The sequence below is a fragment of the Thermus oshimai DSM 12092 genome (assembly GCF_000373145.1).
Classification (GTDB): Bacteria; Deinococcota; Deinococci; order Deinococcales; family Thermaceae; genus Thermus; species Thermus oshimai.
The window spans coordinates 141,859-156,928 of the sequence record NZ_KB890621.1 but is presented as its reverse complement, the minus strand read 5'-3'; the positions used below and the strand labels follow the sequence as shown (position 1 = coordinate 156,928).

Annotated in this window: 17 protein-coding genes; 10 read left to right on the top strand and 7 right to left on the bottom strand. The window is 69.9% G+C overall.

From position 1 onward, the window contains the following. Window positions 1–174: 174 nt before the first annotated feature. Entirely contained in the window at window positions 175–1,167 is a 993-nt protein-coding gene (locus B043_RS0110125; RefSeq protein ID WP_026234226.1) for a hypothetical protein, read from the top strand. A gap of 3 nt (window positions 1,168–1,170) precedes the next feature. Then, window positions 1,171–2,136, top strand: coding sequence for a hypothetical protein (locus B043_RS0110120; RefSeq protein ID WP_018461918.1), 966 nt, complete (start codon window positions 1,171–1,173; stop codon window positions 2,134–2,136). On the opposite strand, the gene B043_RS0110115 is transcribed toward B043_RS0110120, so the two are convergent. Genes B043_RS0110115 through B043_RS0110095 form a run of 5 tightly spaced genes read right to left on the bottom strand, consistent with a single transcriptional unit; the run spans window position 2,121 to window position 8,021 of the window. After that, on the bottom strand, window positions 2,121–2,828 hold the full coding sequence (locus B043_RS0110115; RefSeq protein WP_018461917.1) for an ABC transporter ATP-binding protein: 708 nt from the start codon (window positions 2,826–2,828) through the stop codon (window positions 2,121–2,123). The two genes, B043_RS0110120 and B043_RS0110115, sit on opposite strands and share 16 nt — an antisense overlap. Further along, a complete protein-coding gene (locus B043_RS0110110) occupies window positions 2,821–4,485 on the bottom strand; it encodes a branched-chain amino acid ABC transporter ATP-binding protein/permease (RefSeq protein WP_018461916.1) in 1,665 nt (554 codons plus the stop codon). Before B043_RS0110110 ends, B043_RS0110115 begins: the two co-directional genes overlap by 8 nt. Next, window positions 4,482–5,354 carry a branched-chain amino acid ABC transporter permease gene (locus tag B043_RS0110105; protein WP_018461915.1) on the bottom strand — a complete coding sequence of 291 codons (873 nt, stop codon included), beginning with the start codon at window positions 5,352–5,354 and terminating at the stop codon, window positions 4,482–4,484. Before B043_RS0110105 ends, B043_RS0110110 begins: the two co-directional genes overlap by 4 nt. Before the next feature lies 1 nt (window position 5,355). Further along, entirely contained in the window at window positions 5,356–6,561 is a 1,206-nt protein-coding gene (locus B043_RS0110100) for an amino acid ABC transporter substrate-binding protein (RefSeq protein WP_026234225.1), read from the bottom strand. A gap of 14 nt (window positions 6,562–6,575) precedes the next feature. Continuing rightward, complete coding sequence (locus B043_RS0110095; protein WP_026234224.1) at window positions 6,576–8,021, bottom strand: aldehyde dehydrogenase; 1,446 nt, start codon at window positions 8,019–8,021, stop codon at window positions 6,576–6,578. A gap of 168 nt (window positions 8,022–8,189) precedes the next feature. On the opposite strand from B043_RS0110095, the gene B043_RS0110090 reads away from it, so the two are divergent. The 8 genes from B043_RS0110090 to B043_RS0110055 are packed head-to-tail and all read left to right on the top strand — an operon-like array spanning window position 8,190 to window position 13,630. Next, the gene (locus B043_RS0110090) at window positions 8,190–9,170 is read left to right on the top strand and encodes a catechol 2,3-dioxygenase (protein WP_018461912.1); all 981 of its coding nucleotides are present in this window, start codon (window positions 8,190–8,192) and stop codon (window positions 9,168–9,170) included. A 1-nt stretch (window position 9,171) separates the two neighbouring features. Beyond that, window positions 9,172–9,819, top strand: a complete 648-nt coding sequence (locus B043_RS0110085; protein WP_018461911.1) for a GntR family transcriptional regulator — start codon at window positions 9,172–9,174, stop codon at window positions 9,817–9,819. A gap of 2 nt (window positions 9,820–9,821) precedes the next feature. Beyond that, window positions 9,822–10,742 (top strand): DUF6282 family protein, encoded by a 921-nt coding sequence (locus tag B043_RS0110080; protein WP_018461910.1) that lies wholly within the window; start codon window positions 9,822–9,824, stop codon window positions 10,740–10,742. Beyond that, window positions 10,739–11,449, top strand: coding sequence for a PIG-L deacetylase family protein (locus B043_RS0110075; protein ID WP_018461909.1), 711 nt, complete (start codon window positions 10,739–10,741; stop codon window positions 11,447–11,449). Before B043_RS0110080 ends, B043_RS0110075 begins: the two co-directional genes overlap by 4 nt. Continuing rightward, window positions 11,446–12,099 (top strand): 4-carboxy-4-hydroxy-2-oxoadipate aldolase/oxaloacetate decarboxylase, encoded by a 654-nt coding sequence (locus B043_RS0110070; protein ID WP_018461908.1) that lies wholly within the window; start codon window positions 11,446–11,448, stop codon window positions 12,097–12,099. Before B043_RS0110075 ends, B043_RS0110070 begins: the two co-directional genes overlap by 4 nt. Continuing rightward, window positions 12,089–12,856: an NAD(P)-dependent oxidoreductase gene (locus B043_RS0110065; RefSeq protein ID WP_018461907.1), complete on the top strand. Its 768-nt coding sequence runs from the start codon at window positions 12,089–12,091 to the stop codon at window positions 12,854–12,856. The genes B043_RS0110070 and B043_RS0110065 overlap by 11 nt, the downstream gene beginning before the upstream one ends. Before the next feature lie 4 nt (window positions 12,857–12,860). After that, entirely contained in the window at window positions 12,861–13,244 is a 384-nt protein-coding gene (locus tag B043_RS0110060; protein ID WP_018461906.1) for a HEPN domain-containing protein, read from the top strand. Then, window positions 13,241–13,630 (top strand): nucleotidyltransferase domain-containing protein, encoded by a 390-nt coding sequence (locus tag B043_RS0110055; protein ID WP_018461905.1) that lies wholly within the window; start codon window positions 13,241–13,243, stop codon window positions 13,628–13,630. Before B043_RS0110060 ends, B043_RS0110055 begins: the two co-directional genes overlap by 4 nt. Here the strand turns inward: B043_RS0110055 and B043_RS0110050 are convergent. Together B043_RS0110050 and B043_RS0110045 are read right to left on the bottom strand one after the other, a co-directional pair. Then, on the bottom strand, window positions 13,614–14,816 hold the full coding sequence (locus tag B043_RS0110050) for a 4-hydroxybenzoate 3-monooxygenase (protein WP_018461904.1): 1,203 nt from the start codon (window positions 14,814–14,816) through the stop codon (window positions 13,614–13,616). The genes B043_RS0110055 and B043_RS0110050 overlap by 17 nt on opposite strands. Beyond that, a complete protein-coding gene (locus tag B043_RS0110045) occupies window positions 14,809–15,063 on the bottom strand; it encodes a hypothetical protein (RefSeq protein ID WP_018461903.1) in 255 nt (84 codons plus the stop codon). The genes B043_RS0110050 and B043_RS0110045 overlap by 8 nt, the downstream gene beginning before the upstream one ends. Window positions 15,064–15,070: the final 7 nt, after the last annotated feature.

The following is a 15,070-nucleotide window of genomic DNA, read 5'->3' as shown; positions in this document are numbered from 1 at the left end:
CCAGATGGGGCTCCCGGGCCTTCCGGGGACCCCGGGGCCGGCTTACCCCACCGGGCCCAAGCATACCGGGGACGACCCTTCCGAGGCCAGGCCTTCCCGGGGCCCCGGGGGCAGGAGGGATGTACCAGAACCCTAGCCTGGGGATGGCCTTCCCCCTCCCTCCGAGGTGAAACCATGGAAGAAAAAGGAGAAGTCCAGGAGCAGAAACCCCGTCCCAAGCTCCTATGGCCCCGTTCAGGACGGGACTGGCTTTTGGCGGGCCTCCTCGCCTTCCTTGTGCTCGGCATCGTGGGGAACCTCCTCCCGGAGGAGCCGGGGGAGGTGCAGGTGGGTGCGGTGCGCCTCAAGGTGCCGGAGGGCTTTGAGGTGCGCGATGTAGAGGGGGGCAAGGCCCTCCTGGCCCCCAAGGAAGGCCCTCAGGACGGCTTCCGGGAAAACCTTACGGTGCTAAAGGAGGCCCTGCCCCAGGCGGTAAACAGCTTCCAGTACGCCCAGGTGGTGGCCTGGCGGAACCGGCAGGGCCTCGAGGCCTTCCAGGTGGGCGGGGTGCGGCCCGTGCAGGTCCTGGGGGTTCCGGGGGTGGCCTTCGCCGCCCAGGGAACCCACCAGGGGAAGACCCTGGAGTTCCAGGTGGTCGCCTTTGTCCTCGGGGGAGAGGGGTACCAGATCACCCTGACGGGAGAGCCCGGAAAGCTTGCGCAGTACGCCGGCCCCTTCCAGGAGGCCATGGCCCCCTTGGGCCTGGCCCAGGCCGCACAGGCGCCTTCTCCCCAAGGGGGAGCCCCTCTACCCCAAAGCCCGGCCCCGGGGCCCCTGCCGACCCCTGCCCCCCTGCCCTACGCCGCACCGGGACCCACCCCAGACCCCTACGGGGGTGAGCCTGCTCTTCCCTACGACACCCCTGCTCTTCCCTACGACGCCGACCCCTCCGGCGACCTCGGGCTACCCGACACCGGAGACGGCGGCTTCTGGGACAGCTGGAAGCAGGGGGAGGAGTTCAACACCTGGATGTCGGAGGAGTGGAGCCAGGCCCTCTCTGGGGAGACCCCGGACATCACCCACTTTGACGAGCAGGGCAACCCTTACTGGGAGGGCCCCTCGGGCGCCCTGCACGAGTGGGACTGGGGGGGGTGGGACCTTGGGGGTAGCGGCGGAGACGTGCCCTAAGGGATGACCCCCCCAGGGGAAAGGCTTCAGGCCCTGGAGGCCAAGAGGAGATGGACTCTCCTGCGCTTTTTGTCCCTAGGGCTTCTCTCCCTGATCCTTGTGGCTTTCGCCCTCTTCCACCTCGCGTTCGCACCCCTTTGGCTTTTCCTCTCCGGCCTGGTCCTGAGCCTTGTCCCCTTCGCGGTGGGATCCTTTTTGGCCGAGAGCTTTCGGGAGGAGGTCAGGAAGGCCTTGGTCCGCCCGGTGGTGGAGGCCCAGGGGTTCCGCTACACCCCCGAAGGGGGGCTCGGGCTGGAAGAACTCCTCTGGACGGGATTTCTTCCCCCCTGGCCCAGTTACCAAACGGAGGACCTGGTGGAAGGCCGGATGGCGGGGTGCCCCTTTCGGGCCTCGAGGCTCGTCGTTTCTATACCCGTCTCCTTGATGGGAGCGCACATCCTCAACCGGGGAACCGTCTACCTCTTCCGCCTTCCCCGGGCTTATTCGGGAACGCTCCACCTCCAGGACCGGGAATGGGGGACGGGAATGGGGATGCTCCTCTTTTCCGGGGCCTTCTTCCTCCTGGCCCTTCTGGTCCTGGGGCGGGCGTGGCGGGAAGAAAGGACCCTCTTTTTCGGGGCGCTGGCCCTCCTCTTGGCGTGGGGGCTGATGGCATGGGACCGGTTTCGGGCCCTAAAGGCCAAGGCCCCGCCCCTGGAGTCCTTCTTTCGGGTCTATGGGAAAGGGCCCCTGGACTCCTCTCTGGCCGAGGCCCTGGTGGGGCTGCGGCGCGCCCTGGGTCGCCCCTTTCACCTGCACCTAGAGGGGGAAAGGCTGGCCCTCTTCCTTCAGGGGGAAACCTTCCGACCGAGCCTCTTCCAGCCCCTGCCGGAATGGCTGGCCAAAGCCGAGGCAAGGTGGAAGGAGGAGGTTTCCGCCCTGGGGAGGTTTTTGGAAACCGTTGTTCCCGTCATTCAAACACCCAAGTAAGCCTTCTGCACCCACGGGTGGTGGAGGAGGGCCTGGGCCTCCTCCCTCAGGACCACCCGGCCCCGCTCCAGGACGTACCCCCTCCGGGCCACCTGCAGGGCCAGGTGGGCGTTCTGCTCCACGAGAAGCACGCCCACGCCCTTCCGGGCAAAGTGCTCGAGGCTCTCCAGGATGCGGCGGGCAAAAAGGGGGGCCAGGCCCAAGGTGGGCTCGTCCAGCAAGAGGTACCGGGGGGCCTGGACCAGGGCCCGGGCCAGGGCCACCATGCGCTGCTCCCCACCGCTCATGGTGCCCACCCGCTGCTCCAGCCTCTCGGCCAGGGGAGGGAAAAGGGCCAAGGCCTCCTGAACGCGCTCCTTTCGGCCATCCGGCCGCAGAAAACCCCCCAGCAGGAGGTTCTCCCGAACGGTAAGGGTGCGGAAGACCCCGCCCCGCTCCGGCACCAGCACCAACCCCCGGGCCGCCAGGGCCTCGGTGAAGCCCCGCTCCATCAGGGGGCCCACCTCCTCCCCGTCCAGCCGGTAGCTTCCCCGGGCAGGCGCCAGGCCCAAGAGGGCCCGGAGCAGGGAGGACTTGCCCGCCCCGTTGGCCCCCAAGACCGCCACCACCTCCCCCGGGGCCAGGTCCAGGTCCACCCCCTGGAGGGCCACGTGGGCCCCGTAGCGCACCTCCAGGCCCCGGAGGCTAAGCATGGGCCACCCCCAGGTAGGTGGCCACCACCTTGGGATCCCGCAGCACCTCTTCCGGGGTCCCCTCCGCCAGGAGCTCCCCAAAGGAGAGGACGTACACCCGGTCGCAAAGGGCCCGCACCGCGGGCATCACGTGCTCCACCAGAACCAGGGCCCGTCCCTCCGCCTTAAGGCTCCTCAGGAGGTCCATCCCCTCCGTCAGCTCCGTGGGGGAAAGCCCCGCCAGCCACTCGTCCAGAAGGAGGAGCCTGGGGTCCAGGGCCAGGGCGCGGGCCAATTCCAGCCGCTTCTGGTCCAGGTACGTGAGGGATGGGGGGAAAAGGGAGGCCTGCCCCTCGAGGCCCACCCGCCGGAGGAGGCGGCGGGCCTCCTCCTCGGCGCCCCGCACCCCCCGGAGGGCCAGGGGCAGGTACACGTGCTGGTGGACGGTAAGGGAGGGGAAAAGCCGCACCTGCTGGAAGGTCCGGCCTAGGCCCAGCCGGGCCAAGGCTTCCGGGGAAAGGCCCGTGGCCTTCCGCCCTAGGAAGACCACCTCTCCCCCATCGGGAGGCAGGGTGCCGGCGATGAGGCCCAGGGCGGTGGTCTTTCCCGAACCGTTGGGCCCGATGAGCCCCACGATCTCCCCCGGCCGGACCTCGAGGTCCAGGCCCGCCACGGCCAAGACCCCCCCGAAACGCTTGGAAAGCCCCTGGGCCCGGAGCAGAGGGGCGGAAACCGGGGGCTGGATGGGGGCCGGGGAAGGGGGCAGGGAGTGGGTTTCGGAGGGAGGAGGCGCCTTTAGAGGGGCCTTCCATAAGCCGAGGAGGCCCTGGGGAAGGCGATAAACCACCAGCAGGAACAGGAGGCCCATGAGGGCGGTGGTGTGATGGGGAAAGCGACCGGAAAGGAAGTCCCAGAGGAGGACAAAAGGGGGGGCTGCGAGGAAAGCCCCCAAGGGTCCCTGAAGCCCCCCCACGAGCCCGATCACCGCGGTGAGAAAGGAGGTGTTGGGGTTAAAGGCCAGCCCCGGGTCCACGTACACCCAGCGGGGAGCCACCGCGGCCCCCGCCACGCCCATCACCCCTGCGGTGAGGCTGAAGACCAGAAGGCGCACCCGGACCGCGGGCACCCCGCTGTGCCGGGCGGCCAGCTCATCATCCCCGGAGGCCCAAAGGGCCAGCCCCCAGGGGCTCCGCCGCAGGGCCTCGCCCCCCAGGTAGACCAGGGCCGCCAGGAAGAGGAGAAGCCCGTAAATGGCCTCCTGGCCCACCTCCAGGAAGACGTAGCTCCCCACCGACCCCCCTAGGTTGCGCTGGCCCCAGGTGATGAGCTGACGGACCAGCTCGGCCAGGCCGAAGGTGAACACCGTGAAGTACACCCCCTGGAGGCGGAGGGTGGCCAGGCCCACCAGGAAGGCCAAGCCCCCTGCACCCAGGAAAGCCAGGGGCCAGAGGAGGGGCCAGGCCACCCTTTCGTGGAGGAGGGCCACCGCGTAGACCCCCACGCCGAAGAAGGCGGAGGTGGCCAGGCTGAGGTAACGGGAAGGCCCAGTGAAAAGGGCCCAGGCCGCGGCCAAAACGGTGTAGAGAAGGATGGAGATGCCCGTGGAAACCCCATACTCCCCGCCCCAGAAGGGCAGGCTGATCCCCAGGGCAAAGAAGAGGGCAAGGTAGAGCCTCATTGGCGGGCCACCTCCCGGTTGCCCCGCAGGTAGAGAACCGCACCTAGGAAGAGGAGGTAAAGGGCCGCTAGGCTCAGGCCGGGATTCACAAACCGGGCCACCAGCCCCTCCGTGAGCCCCAGGGCTACCCCACCCGCCAGGGCCCCGGGCACCCCCCCTAAGCCTCCCAGGACCACCACCACCAAAGCCTTCAGGGTGAGCTCGGGCCCCAGGGTGGGGGCGAGGGGCTGGAACATGCTGAGGAGAACCCCCGCGGCCCCCGCCAGCCCGCCCCCCAGGGCAAACACCCCGGCGGCCAGGCGGGGCACGGGCACCCCCACCAAGGCCGCCTCCGCAGGCTCGCGGCTCAGGGCCCGGATGGCGGTGCCCAGCCTGCTCCTTTGGAGGAAGGCGTGCAGGCCGAGGGCCAGACCCAGCGCAAGGAGGAAGGCCAGGACCCGGTTCAGGCTCACCTGGGCGGGCCCCAAGGCCACCCCCTGGTGGAGGTAGCTGTAGCTGAAGAGCTGCCCCCCGAGGTAAGCGGCCATGAGCCCTTGGCTCAGGAAGGAGAGCCCAAAGCTGAGGAGGATGATCCGGCCCTCGCGCCCGGGGTCCAAGGCCAACCTAGGCCCCAGGACGGGCAGGAAAAGGAAGCGGAAGAGGAGGAGGTGCAGGCCCATCCAAAGGGGAGGGAGGAGCAGGAGGACCCAGAGGGGTGTGAGGCCCCGGGCAAAAAGGAGCGCGGTGGCGATGCCTGCCAGGACCACCGCCTCCCCGTAGGCTAGGTTCAGCACCCGGGCCACGCCGTACTGCAGGGTGAGGCCGAGGGCCAGGAGGGCGTACACCCCTCCGAAGATGCCGGCCGAGATGAGGGTTTCCAGGAAGGCCATCTCAGCGGGTCCAAGCCGGCTTGGGCACCAGGGGCGTGGCCGCGCCGGGGCGCTCCGGCATCAGGGCCACAAACTCCCCGCCCTGCCACTGGCCGATAAGCCAGTTGCCGCGGAAGACGTTGGCCTCCAGGCGCAAGGGGCCCAGGATGGTGTCGAAGGTGGACTCCCGGAGGAGGCGAACGACCTGGAAGCGATCCACCTTACCCACCCGCTCTATGGCCTGCTGCAGGGCCTGGAGGGAGGCGTAGGTGACGGGGCTGGCCCACCGGTCGGGCTCCTGGTTGGTCACCGCCAGGTGGCGCTCCCGGTAAGCCCTCCAGGAAGCGTTGTTCACCACCCCCCCTAGGCCCATCACCCCCTCTATCCGGGCCCCGTAGCGCTGGCGGAAAACGGGGAAGGCCGTGCCCACCCCCAGGAAAAAGACCGGGGGGTTGAAGCCCACCACCGCAGCGGCCTCGGGGAGGGCTAGGGTTTCCGCCGGGTAGCTGAAGGCCACGAAGGCGTCGGGGTCCCGGCCCTTGACCGCGCTTAGCAGGGACTGGAAATCGCTGAAGCCCTGGGGGTAGCTCTGGAAGTAGACCAGCTCCAACCCACTCCCCTGAAGGGCCTTGCGAAAGGCACCGGAAAGCTCCAAACCGAACTCGTCGTCCGTGTGGACCACCGCCACCCGCCGCCCCACCCGGCCCGCCCCCGCCAGATTGCGGAGAAGCCGGGCCAGGGCCTCGGCGTACTGGGAGGGGAGGCCCAGGAAGGAGAAGTAGTTGGGCCAGCGCTTGACCAGCTCCGGGGTTTTCTCGCTCAGGTTGGTCACCCCCAGATGGGGATACCCGTAGCGGGCGAAGACCGGGGCCACGGCCAGGTTCATGGCGGTGCCCCAGGGGGGCAGGACGATGTCCGCGCGGTCTTGGGTGAAAAGGCGCTGGAGGTTGCGGATGGCCTCCTCGGGGTTGGAGCGGTCGTCGTACTCCACCGCCTCGAGGCGCACCGGCCCGCCCGAAAGCTTAAGCCCCCCGGCCCGGTTCACCTCCTCCACCCAGAGCCGGTAGTTGGGCAGGGTGGTGATCCCCGCCCCGGTGGCGTAGGGACCGGTTTTGGAGATGCTGTACCCCACCCGCACCACCGAAGCCCCCTGTCCCAGGCTCCACCCCAGGAGGCCCGCCCCTAAACCCACCGCCCGACCGAGAAAACGGCGCCGTCCAAGATTCATCCTTCCACCTCCCATCAGAAGGGGTACTGGAGGGGTTCCGTCTGGATGGTGATCCAGCGGAGTTCGGTGAACTCGTGGATCCCCGCCCGACCCCCAAACCGCCCGAACCCGGAAGCCTTCACCCCTCCAAAGGGCATCTGGGGCTCGTCGTGCACCGTGGGCCCGTTGATGTGGCAGATCCCCGACTGGATCTTCTGGGCCAGCTTGAGGCCCTTGGCGATGTCCCGGGTGAAGATGGCCGCGGAAAGGCCGTACTCCGTGTCGTTGGCCACCCTGACCGCCTCCGCCTCGTCCTTGACCCGGACCACGGCCACCACCGGCCCGAAGGACTCCTCCCGATAGAGACGCATGCCGGGACGGACCCCGTCCACCACCGTGGGCCAGAAGAAGGGACCCTCCCGCCGCCCGCCCGTGACCAGCCGGGCCCCTCCTTCCACCGCCTCCCTCACCAGCTCCGCCACCCGTTCCGCCGCCCGCTCGTCCACCAGACAACCCAGAACGGGGGCCTCCTGCGGGGGGCCCACGGTGAGGCGGGCCGCTTTCTGGGCCAGGAGGTCCACCAGAGCCTCGGCCACGGGCTCCTCCACCACCACCCGCTCCGTGGACATGCAGATCTGCCCTTGGTTGGCGAAGGCCCCGAAGGCGATGGCCTGGGCGGCCGCCTCGAGGTCCGCGTCCTTAAGCACCAGGAGGGGAGCCTTTCCCCCTAGCTCCAAGAGCACCGGCTTGAGGTGCCGCCCCGCAAGCTCGGCGATGATCCGGCCGGTGCGGGTGGAGCCGGTGAAGTTCACCCGGCGCACCAGGGGGTGGGCGATGAGGGCCTCCACCACCCGGGGGGCCTCCTCGGGGGCGGTGGTGAGGAAGTTGACCGTCCCGGGGGGCAGGCCGGCCTCCTCCAGGGCCTCCGCGATCAGGGCGTGGGTCCTGGGGCAGATCTCAGAGGCCTTGAAGACCACGGCGTTGCCGCAGGCCAGGGGGGTGGCCAGGGCCCGCACCCCCAGGATCACCGGGGCGTTCCAGGGGGCGAGGCTTAAAACCACCCCCACGGGCTGGCGCACCGCAAAGGCCAGGGTACCCGGCCGGTCCGAGGGGATGACCTCCCCCGTGATCTGGGTGGTGAGGGCCGCGGCCTCCTTGAACATCCCCGCGGCCAGGTGGACGTTGAAGTGGGCCCAGCCGGGCGTGGCCCCGGTCTCCCGGGTCATGGCCTCCACAAAGGCCTCCCTTCGGGCCTCCAGGGCCAAAGCCGCCTTCCAAAGGACCTCCCGCCGAACGCTAGGAGGGGTTTCGGACCAGGCCTCAAACCCCCTTTGGGCAGCCTCCACCGCCTGGAGGGCATCCTCAAGGTCGGCCGCCGCCGCCCGGGTGGCCACCCCGCCTAGGGGGCTCATCCTCTCGAACACCCTCCCTGAGCGGCTGGGCCGCCATTCGCCACCAACGAGGAGCTGAACTCCATCCATCCCTCACCTCCTGCCGTGTGCGGGCAGGATATCCCGGGAAGGGCCTCGAGGGGAAGGCCGCCGTTCATCTATGCGGGAAACCCCGTCCCACAGGACCGCATAGGGCGACCAGAGGTTGTGTAATATTGTTGACAAAATAGGCGACAAAAGGTATCCTGGGGCCAGGAGGTGGACACGGTGGACGCTTCCGAGCTGGGCCGCTGGCCTTACTGCGACCTGGCCCATCTGGGCCACATCGAACTCCTCACCCCCAAGCCAGAGGAGAGCCTCCGTTTCTTCACCGAGGTCATGGGGCTTTCCGTAAGCGGCCAGGAGGGGGATTCCGTCTACCTGCGGGGCTGGGACGACTACGAGTTCCACACCCTAAAACTCACCGCCGCCCCCAAGCCCGGCCTGGGCCACCTGGCCTTCCGGGTGCGGAGCCTCGAGGCCCTAAGGCGCCGGGTCCGGGTCCTGGAGGCCCTGGGGCTTGGGGAGGGGTGGACGGAGGACCTGGGCCACGGGCCCGCCTACCGCTTCCGCACCCCGGACGGGCACCGGATGGAGGTCTACTGGGAAACCCGTTGGTACGAGCCCACCGAGGCCACCCGCCCCGCCCTCAAGAACCAGGCCTCCCGCTTCCCCGCCAGGGGGGCCAACCTAAGGCGGCTGGACCACGTGAACCTCCTAGCTTCGGACGTGAAGGCCATGCGCCTCTTCCTGGAAGAGGCCCTGGGGATGAAGGTCACGGAGCAGATCGTCTTCACGGGAGGGGACGAGCAGGGGGTCTGGGTCACCTGCAACAACAAGACCTACGACCTGGCGGTGACCAAGGACCACCTGGGGGCCAAAGGCCGCCTTCACCACCTCACCTATGCGGTGGACAGCCGGGAAGAGGTCCTCAGGGCGGCGGACATCTGCCTGGAATACGGGGTGCCCATCGAAACCGGTCCCCACAAACACGCCATCCAGCAGACCTTCTTCCTCTACGTCTACGAGCCCGGGGGAAACCGCTTTGAGATCGCCTGCCCTGGGGCGCGGCTCCTCCTGGCCCCCGACTGGAGGTCCATCGTCTGGAACGAGGAGGAAAGGAAGCGGGGCCAGGCCTGGGGGCTCCAGACCATCCCCACCTTCCACACCTACGGGACCCCGCCCGTGGAGGAGGCCTAGGATGCCCACCGCGGAGAAGGCCACCGAGGCCCAGACCGCCTACCGGCGGATCCGGGAGGCCATCCTGGCTGGGGAGCTGTTGCCGGGACAGCGCCTGGTGGAGAAGGACCTAAGCGAGCGCTTCGGCCTGGGCCGGGCGGCCATCCGCACCGCCCTGGCCCGGCTGGAGCAGGAGGGCCTGGTGGAAAGCGCCCCCTACCGGGGGGCCTGGGTGCGGGCCATCTCCAAGGAGGAGGCCCTGGAGGTCCTGGAGGCCCGCATGGCCCTGGAAAGCCTGGCCGCCCGGCACGCAGCCCTCAAGACCACCCCGGAAGGGGTGGCCCGCCTCAGGGCCATCCTGCGGGAGATGGAGGCCAAGAAAGCGGAGGGAGACCTCCTGGGGATGTCCGAGCTCAACGCCCTCCTCCACCGGACCATCGTGGAGCTTTCCGGCCATAAGACCGCGGCCCGCCTCATCGAGGCCCTCAGGGCCCAGGGGGTGCGCCACCAGTACCGGACCGTCCTGGTGCCGGGGCGGCCGGACCGCTCCCTGGAGGAGCACCGCCGGATCGTGGAGGCCATCGCCAAGGGGGACGGGGAGGAGGCGGCCAGGGCCATGGCCGAGCACCTCCAGGGAGTCATGGAGGCCCTGAAGCGGGCCGGGGAATAAGCATGGATGGGATCCAGCCTTCCGAGAAGGCCCGGGCGGCGGTCCGGGGGGGGTACGACCTCCACGTCCACGTGGCCCCCGACCTCCTGCCCCGCAAGACCGACGACCTGACCCTGGCCCGGCGGTGCCTGGAGGTGGGGCTTAAGGGGTTCGTGCTCAAGTCCCACTACGCCCCCACCGCGGAGCGGGCGGCCCTGGTGCGGCAAGCGGTGCCCGGGGTTAACGCCCTAGGGGCCATCGTCCTGAACCGGGCGGTGGGGGGGCTGAACCCGGTGGCGGTGGAGGTGGCCGCGCGGGCGGGGGCCCGGTTCGTCTGGCTGCCCACGGTGGATGCCCTGAACGAGGCCCACCACCTGGAAACCCTGCCCCCCGGAAAGCGGCCCCAGTGGGCCCGCCTCCAGGAGGAGTTCCGGCGGCTGGGCCTGGATCCGGGGCCGGTGGAGGTCCTGGACGAAAGGGGCCATCCCCTCCCCGAGCTCAAGGCGGTCCTGGAGGCCGTGGCCCGGCACGGCCTGGTCCTGGCCACAGGGCACCTTTCGCGGAGGGAGATCTTCCCCGTGGTGGAGGCGGCCTTGGAAGCGGGGGTTAGGTTTCTCGTGATCACCCACCCCGACTACCCCACCCAGGACCTCCCCCTCCCCGAGCAGCGGGAGCTGGCCCGGATGGGGGCTTTCCTCGAGCGGTGCTTCGTCCCCTCGTATACGGGCAAGGTGCCCTGGGAAAGGGTCTTCCGGGCCATAGAGGCCACGGGCCCCGAACGGAACGTCCTCTCCACCGACCTGGGCCAGCCCCAAAACCCCCCTGTGGAGGAGGGGCTGGCCCTCTTCGCCGACAGGCTCTTGCAAGCGGGGTTTGACGAGGGAACGGTGCGGCAGATGGCCGTGGAGAACACGGTTTTCTTGGCAGAAGGAGGCAAGGGATGAAGCGGCTTCTGGTGGTTTCGGCCCACGCGGCGGACTTCGTTTGGCGGGCCGGAGGCGCCATCGCCCACGTGACGGCCCACGGGGGGAAGGCCCTGGTGGTGGCCCTGACCTACGGGGAGCGGGGGGAGTCGGGGGAGCTCTGGAAGGAGGCGGGCCAGACCCTAGAAAGGGTCAAGGCCATCCGCCACCAGGAGGCAAGCCAAGCGGCGGCCATCCTGGGGGCGGAGTTTCTGGCCCTGGACCTGGGGGATTACCCCTTACGGATGACGGAGGAGGCGGTGGAGCGCCTCCGGGCCATCCTGGTGGACTTCGCCCCCCAGATCCTCATGACCCACACCCCTCAGGACCCCTTCAACCCCGACCACCCCGTGGCCTACGCCATCACGGAGAAGGCCCGCCAGCTGGCGGCGGGGGCCGGGGTGGCCAGCGCCTTCAAGACCATCCCGCCGCCCGAATTCCTCCTCTTTGAACCCCATCAGCCGGAGCTTTCGGGCTTCGTGCCTAACCTCTTCCTGGACATCACCCCGGTGTGGGAGAAGAAGCTTAAGGCCATGGAGGTCTTCGCCTCCCAGGCCTATCTGCAACGCTACTACGCGGAGCGGGCGGAGCACCGGGCCAACCACGCCCGCAGGATCTCCGGCCGCAAGGGGATTGAACGGGCAGAGGCCTTCCAGCGGGTTCTGCCCCAAGTGGTGGACCGGCTATGAGCCTGAAGAGGGAGGAACTCGTCCTTCTGGCCGAACTGGGTTCGGCCACGGTCTACGAGGCGGCGGGCCGGGCGGGCCTCCTCGAGGGCCCCTGGCTCCGCCTGGTGCCGGGAAGCCGGGCCGCCGGGCCGGCCCGGACCGTCCTCTGCGCCCCGGGGGACAACCTCATGGTCCACGCGGCCATGGCGGTGCTGCAGCCGGGGGAGGTGCTGGTCCTGGCCCTGCCCACCCCCGAACCGGTGGCCCTCTTGGGGGAACTTCTCGCCACCCAGGCCCAGGCCAGGGGGGCCGCGGCCATCCTGGTGGAGGCCGCGGTGCGGGACGCGGACGAGATCGCCGCCCTGGGCCTGCCCGTCTGGGCGCGCTGGGTAAGCCCAAGGGGGGCGGAACGCAAAACACCAGGGCGGCTTGGGATCCCGGTGCGGGTGGGCGGGGTGGCGGTGGCCCAGGGGGACTACCTGGTGCTGGACGGGGACGGGGTGGTGGCCGTACCCCGGGAAAGGGCCCGGGAGGTTCTGGAAAAGGCCCGGGCCCGGGCGGAGCGGGAGGCGGCCCTTAGGGAGCGCTACCGGCGGGGGGAACTTTCCATAGACCTCTACGGCCTGCGCCCCCTGGTGGAGGAGGAGCTGAGGAAGGCCGATGGGGCTTAGGGTGGCCGTTTTGGGCCTGGGGGAGGCGGGAAGCCTCTTCGCCCGGGACCTCCTCGCCCAGGGAGCGGAGGTGGCGGGCTACGACCCCGTGCCGGAAAAGGGGGTCCCGGGCCTCCTGCGGGCAGGCAGCGAGGCCGAGGCCGCGGCCGGGTCGGACCTCGTCCTCAGCGTGAACTGGGCCCGGGTGGCCCTGGAGGTGGCGGAAAGGGTGGCCCCGGTGCTCCGGCCCGGCCAGGTCTACGCGGACCTGAACACCGCAAGCCCAGCCTTAAAGGAGAGGATCGCCCGTTGCCTTGCCCCCACCGGGGCCCTCTTCGCCGACGTGGCCCTGATGAGCCCGGTCCCCGGCCGGGGCCTCCGCACCCCCGCCCTGGCCGCCGGGCCGGGGGCGGAGGCCTACCGGGCCCTCCTCGCCCCCTTGGGGGCCCCGGTGCGGGTGGTGGGGGAGGAGCCGGGTGCCGCCCAGGCGCGGAAGCTCCTCCGAAGCGTTTTCTTCAAGGGTTTGGCCGCGGCGGTGGGGGAGGCGCTGGAAGGGGCCCGGCGGCTCGGGCTGGAGGAGGAGATCCGGAAGGAGATCGCCCAAAGCCTCAAGGAAGCGGACGAGGGCCTGGTGGAAAGGCTGGTGGAGGGAAGCCGGAAGCACGCCCAAAGGCGGTACGAGGAGATGCTGGCCGCGGCCGAGCTTTTGGAGGGGGTGGGAGTGGAGCCCCTCCTGGCCCGGGCCACCGCGGCCTGGCTCCGTGGGCTGGTAAAGTGAGGGCGTGAACCGGGCCCGGGACTGGCTGGCGCAGGCGGAGCACAACCTGCGCCACGCCCAGGCCTCTTTGGGGTTTGGCGACTGGGCGTGGGCTTGCTTTGCCGCCCAGCAAGCCGCAGAGGCGGCCCTCAAGGGCCTACACCTGGCCCGGGGACAGGTGGCCTGGGGGCATTCCATCCTTGACCTCCTGACGGAACTCCCCCAAGATATAGATGTTCCAGAAGACTTGGTGGAGGCGGCCAAGATCCTGGACAAGTACTACATCCCCACCCGTTACCCCGATGCCCACCCCTCCGGACCTGCCGCCCGCCACTACGTGGCCCGGGAAGCGGAGGAAGCGGTGCAGCTAGCGGGAAAGGTTCTAGACTTCGTTAGGGGGTACCTATGACCCGGGTGTTCCGCCTGGACCGGAGGGCCCGCCTCGAGGAGGTCCGCCGGGGGGCCCAGGCCCTAGGGGAGCTGCACCCGGAGGTCCTGGCCGTGGTCCTCTTCGGCTCCCTGGCCCGGGGGGAGGCCACGGCCATGAGCGACGCGGACCTCCTGGTCCTCCTCGCCCACACCCCCTGGCCCTTTGAGGAACGCCTGGTGCGGTACCGCCCCCCGGGGGTGAGGGGCGTGGAGGTCTTCCCCTACACCTGGGAGGAGGCCGAAGCCTTGCTGGCGGAAGGGCTTGGCCCCATCGGCCCGGCCCTAAAGGAGGGCCTCGTCCTCTTCCAGCGGGAAGGGGCCTGGGAGAGGTTCAGGGAGAGGGCCCCCTTCAGGCCAGGGCCTTGAGGGTTTCCGCCCAGCGCCCCGTGGTGTGGAGGCCCACGTAGTTCTCCGCCAGGAAGGAGAGGAGGTGGGGGCTTTCCCCCAGGTGGCGGAGCTGGGCCAGCCGGAGCCCCTCGGCGAAGGGGTCCTCGTGGGTGTGGAGGAGGGTAGTCATCCAGTAGGAGAAGAACTCCGCCTGCCACACGTGCCGGAGGGCCTCCTCCGTAAAGGAGCCCAGGAAGGTGGGGTCCTTCTCCAGGTAGAAGGCCCTTAGCGCCCGGAAGAGGGCCACCGCGTCGGCCACGGCCATGTTCATCCCCTTGGCCCCCGTGGGGGGCACCACGTGGGCCGCGTCGCCGATGAGGAAGAACCGCCCGTGCTGCATGGGCTCCACCACCAGGGCCCGCATGGGGGTGAGGCTCTTTTCCAAAAGGGGGCCGGGGCGGACCTCGGCCACCCCGTCCAGGCGAAGGGCGAGCTCCTCCCAGATGCGGGCCTCGGGCCAGTCCTCGAGGCGCTCCTCCGGGCCCACCTGCAGGTAGTTCCGGGCCAGGGTGGGGGAGCGCATGCTGAAAAGGGCGAAGCCCCTAGGGTGGCTGGCGTAGATGAGCTCCTCCGCCGCCGGACGGGTCTCGGCCAGGATGCCCAGCCAGGCGAAGGGGTAGGTGCGCCGGTGGACCCTGGCCCCCGGGATGAGGCCCCGGAGGGCGCTGTGGGAGCCGTCGGCCCCCACGGCAAACTCCGTCCGCACCCGCTCCGTCCGCCCCTCTGGGGTGCGGTAGACCAGGACGGGGTTCCGCTCCAGCTCCTCCACCCCCAGGACCTCGTGCTCAAAGAGGATCTCCCCTCCCCCCTCCAGGTGGAGGCGGATCATGTCCCGCACCGCGTACTGCTGGCCATAGACCCAGATGCTCCTGCCCCCGGCCAAGGTGGGGAAGTCCACCCGGTGGAGGGCCCCGTCAAAGGCCAGGTAGACCCCGCGGTGCTCCAGGCCCTCCCGCTCCATCCGCTCCCCCAGGCCCGCGGCCAGGAGGATCTCCTTAGCCCCCCACTCCAAGACCCCAGCCCGGATACGGTGAGGGCTCGTTTCCAGGTACGCGCGGCTCTTGGCCTCCAGGACCAGCGTCTCCACCCCGATGCGGTGGAGGAGATGGGCCAGGAGGAGCCCCGCAGGGCCCGCCCCCACGATGCCCACCTGGACCCTACGCATCCTCCCCCCCAAAGAGGATGAGGTCGGAAAGGGGCCGGCCCTCCACCCCCTCCTCCTCCGGGCCGAAGGGGGTGGCCAGGAGGCGGGAGAAGGTCTCCGGGCTCTGCCAGGTGAGGGCCTCGAGCTCCAGGGGGTCCAGGTCGATGCTGTACCCCGTCCGGGGGGAGGTGATGCGCACCCGCTCCCCCTGGCCGGTGCGGACCTTCTCTATGGTCACGGTGGTGAACTCGTTGGTCAGGGTGATCATGCCGTCC